Origin of the sequence: Chryseobacterium contaminans (assembly GCF_001684955.1) — a bacterium.
GTDB lineage: Bacteria > Bacteroidota > Bacteroidia > Flavobacteriales > Weeksellaceae > Chryseobacterium > Chryseobacterium contaminans.
In genome coordinates, this window is record NZ_MAYF01000160.1 from 1 (window position 1) to 3,721 (window position 3,721).

Annotated in this window: 5 protein-coding genes; 3 read left to right on the forward strand and 2 right to left on the reverse strand. The window is 36.2% G+C overall.

The window, feature by feature from the left end:
* Nucleotides 1-489: RNA polymerase sigma factor (locus tag BBH99_RS10470; protein WP_066695305.1), on the reverse strand; the 489-nt coding region annotated here is incomplete at its 3' end.
* 301 nt (nucleotides 490-790) lie between these two features.
* Here BBH99_RS10470 and BBH99_RS10475 point away from each other — a divergent pair.
* From BBH99_RS10475 to BBH99_RS10485, 3 genes are all read left to right on the forward strand, one after another.
* On the forward strand, nucleotides 791-1,486 hold the full coding sequence (locus BBH99_RS10475; RefSeq protein ID WP_066695309.1) for a hypothetical protein: 696 nt from the start codon (nucleotides 791-793) through the stop codon (nucleotides 1,484-1,486).
* Nucleotides 1,487-1,602: 116 nt separating this feature from the next.
* Nucleotides 1,603-1,851, forward strand: a complete 249-nt coding sequence (locus BBH99_RS10480) for an EamA family transporter (protein WP_228390788.1) — start codon at nucleotides 1,603-1,605, stop codon at nucleotides 1,849-1,851.
* 214 nt (nucleotides 1,852-2,065) lie between these two features.
* Entirely contained in the window at nucleotides 2,066-3,067 is a 1,002-nt protein-coding gene (locus tag BBH99_RS10485) for an MsnO8 family LLM class oxidoreductase (RefSeq protein ID WP_066695307.1), read from the forward strand.
* Between the two features lie 133 nt (nucleotides 3,068-3,200).
* Here BBH99_RS10485 and BBH99_RS22390 read toward each other — a convergent pair.
* The coding region (locus tag BBH99_RS22390; protein WP_165601913.1) for a hypothetical protein at nucleotides 3,201-3,721 on the reverse strand (521 nt) is incomplete at its 5' end.

Here is a 3,721-nt window from a genome sequence, read left to right on the forward strand (position 1 = left end):
TAATAATGAAAAAAACAGATTAATGTGAGTTTTAAGAAGACTCAGGACTTTGTTAACATGCTTAGCCACCGCATTTTTAGAAATACTGTATTCTTTGGCAATCTGGGAATAACTTTGTCCTTCAACTTTATGTTTAAGAAAGAATGCCTTGCTTTTTTCAGGCATCTGATGGAGTAATTTTTCGATCTGTTCTGTATGCTGTTGATACCCCTCCTCATCCTCCTCCTTTACTGCTTTCAAATGAATGTCTTCTTTGAGGTCAGAAAAAGCGAGTTTATTTTTTCTGTAGAAATTAGCAATTTCCTGCTTGGCCGTTTTAAAGATGACCGCTTCACGGTTTTTCTCCAAAACATCCCTGTACTTCCATAAATGAACAAAAATATCCTGTACAACATCTTCAATATCTTCCCTTCCATGAATATATTTTTTCACGAAAAAAAAGACCTGATGCTTGTATTCATCATATATTTTTTCAAATAACGGCTCCACAGAAAATTAGAAATACGGTAACATTCCAAATATATAAAAAAATAAACTTTATCAATTTTTGTTTTCTTCTCCATCTTAAACACAGAAAATATTTAATGATTTAAACATTTTTGCTTATCTTTTTTCTTGACAATAAATGCCCCTATCTGAACACAAAATTGATTTTTGATGATGAAATAAAATTAGATTACCTAAAGCTGGAAATGTAACGCCAATTCTAGTACGAAAATGAAAAAAGAAGGATAGTTTCAATAAAAAACTGCAATTTTGCTTTCATCAGGCTTAAATATTTATCATGGAAATGAATTATCTCGAAAAAATAGAACGTTTATATCAATTATCTCAGGATGAATTTTCCGGCTTTTCAGAAACCGAAATTACAGATGCGGAATATTCTCTGAACATCAAATTTCCGGATGTCCTTCGTAAATATTATCTCGCTATCGGCAAAAATGAAATGGTAAATAGTTCACACAACAGGCTTCTAAACCCTGATACGATTTATTTTACTGAGGACAGATATCTTGTTTTCTATGAAGAGAACCAAGGGGTTGTACAATGGGGAATAAAAGAAACAGACCTTTCTACTAAAAACCCTTCTGTGTGGGGGAATTATGACACTATTGAGGAATCCGACTGGCATCAGGAAACAAAAACACTGGAAGATTTTTTTCTATCCATGTCAATATATAACGGAACTCTTGGCGGGCTTCAGTATAATGCCAATTCTTTTTCGCCAGTGGCTTCTGAAACGGTAAAATATATACAGCAAGGCTGGTCTGAAATCCCTGAGATTTCCTGGGAAAGACAAAAGGCTTACACCAATGATTATCTTGAAGTTATCAGCCTTTCGTTTGATGAAACGGAACAGTGCAATGCTATTTTTGTGGGAACTTCTCTGGAAGAAAGATTTAAGAAAATACTGGATCTTCCCGGTATTGATTGGTCTTACACTTCTTATGAAGATATGGAGGATGAGTATGAAGAGGAAGATTAATAAAATTGCAATTAATCTACGCATTAAAATCAGAGAAAACCGATATTATTTTGTAGCTTAGATTAAAGATTCCAGCGTGTATTGCTATTTTAGCTAATCATTTAAAACAGTACCATATGTGGTGGGTATATGCAATTCTTTCCGCATTTTTTGCTTCTCTGACTGCCATTTTTGCCAAGATTGGTATAACAGGGGTGAACTCTAACCTTGCTACAGCTATCAGAAGTGTCATTATCTTACTGGTAGCATGGGGAATTGTTCTGGCACGAAGTGAATACAAAGGTATTCCTGCTCTTTCCCGGCATAATCTTATCTATCTTATAGTTTCCGGTGTAGCAACGGCTTTCGTGGATTTTTTACTTTAAGGCCTTACAAATTGGTAAAGTAAATCAGGTAGCCCCGGTGGATAAACTAGTATCAATAATATTATGTAGGCTTTTTTCAAAATCTGTAAGTTCATAGGGAAGAACTGTTTGTGGAGATCAACTAAATTAAAAATAAAATTCAGCATAAAAAACAGGAGATCTTTTGAGGGCCTTCCTTTTTTTGTCTTAAATTGATACACGATAAATCATTACAATGGAACTGAAATTAAGTATCTTGGATCAGACTCCCATTATTAAAGGCGGGAATGCTGCTCTGGCTCTAAAAAACAGTCTGGCATTGGCAGAAATGGCTGATAAACTCGGCTATCACAGCATTCTGTATTCGGAGCATCATGATGTGGAAGCCTATGGAAGTTCCAGTCCGGAAATTTTGGCAGCAACAGTTCTTGCCCGTACAAAAAACATTAAGGTAGGCACCGGAGGAATTATGCTTCGTAATTATTCTGCCTTTAAAATTGCTGAGTGGGCCAAAATGCTCGCCATACTTTATCCCCATCGTTTTATACTGGGTTTGGGAAAAGCTCCCGGTGGGTTAAAGGATGCTGTATTGGCTCTGAATGGTCATAAACTTCCTGTTCTTAATAACATCAATGAAAAACTGGAAGAAATTATAGCCTATCTGAAAGAACAGAATTATAAAGATACAGCACTGTTTGCCCAACCTGCTCATGTTTCCGCATTACCGGAGATCACCTGGCTGGGTTCCGGAGAAAGTTCAGCGAAAGAAGCGGCTAAATACGGTATATCCTACTCTATGGCCGATTTCATTGCAGACGGATCCAATACGGAAATCCACGCGCTATATCAGGAAGAATTCAATCAGTTCGGGTATAACGAACATCCTTCATTTCAGGTAGCGATCTCAGTTTCTGTTGCGGAGACTCTTGAACAGGCACGGTATAATGCATTTGGAATGGTCTATCAGTTCCTTGAATCCAGAAAAATATTAGCCCCAAGCGCTTTAAAATCCTCTGAAGAAGTAGAGGCTCTTATTCATGAGCATGAAGATCAAACACTTTTCAAAACCCTATTGGAAAAAGTTGTTATCGGAACTCCGGATACCATACAATCAAAGCTTGAAGACAAAGCATTGCAATACGGAACCCATGATCTTGTCCTGTTATCCAATATGTTCAGGGAAGAAGACAGGCTTTTTACCTTTAAAAATATTATTCAGCAAAGACCATTGGGTTAAAAAGCATCAGTTCACAAGAGGTGATATTACATCTTGTGAACTGATTTTGGTTTTCTTAGTTTTCAAATAGGGTAAATATCAATATCTGCTTACAAATCTCCTTCTTTTTGCCGTTGAAAAAATTCCCTTCTGTTTAATTGGCAGCAGGATCAATAAGATCAGTCGTAATTCCTAAGATTTTTAAAAGGTTTTTACCGTCAAAAGTTAGTGTCAAATAGTGTTTTCCACTCTTGAAAATCAGTTCCGACCCTCCTGCAAATTCGCTGTCAGTTCGGAGTTTCTTAATTTTTGCTCCAAATTTTTTGAATTTAACTTTAGCTTCTTCCAGTGTTGTTTTATTTAAGACAAGGTTATAAGGTAAGCCACCTACGATTACTACTTTATCATCAGGGATCTCAAAAAACATTTCATTGATCACATTATTTTTTCCAAGGCCTGCATAGAGCTCCAATCCTGATTTTGTAAGCCATTTAGCATATTTCTCTTCATTGGCATCTTCATAGAAAACAGTTTGTACCTGCAATGCTTTAGAAATTTTATCGGGAGTCTGCGGGAAAATAAATTCAGTATTTTTATCCAGCAGGGAATTCAGATCCGCCTTTTTCTGTGAAAATGCAGTTAAGCTTAAAAATTGGAAAAGTACCGCCAGAACCA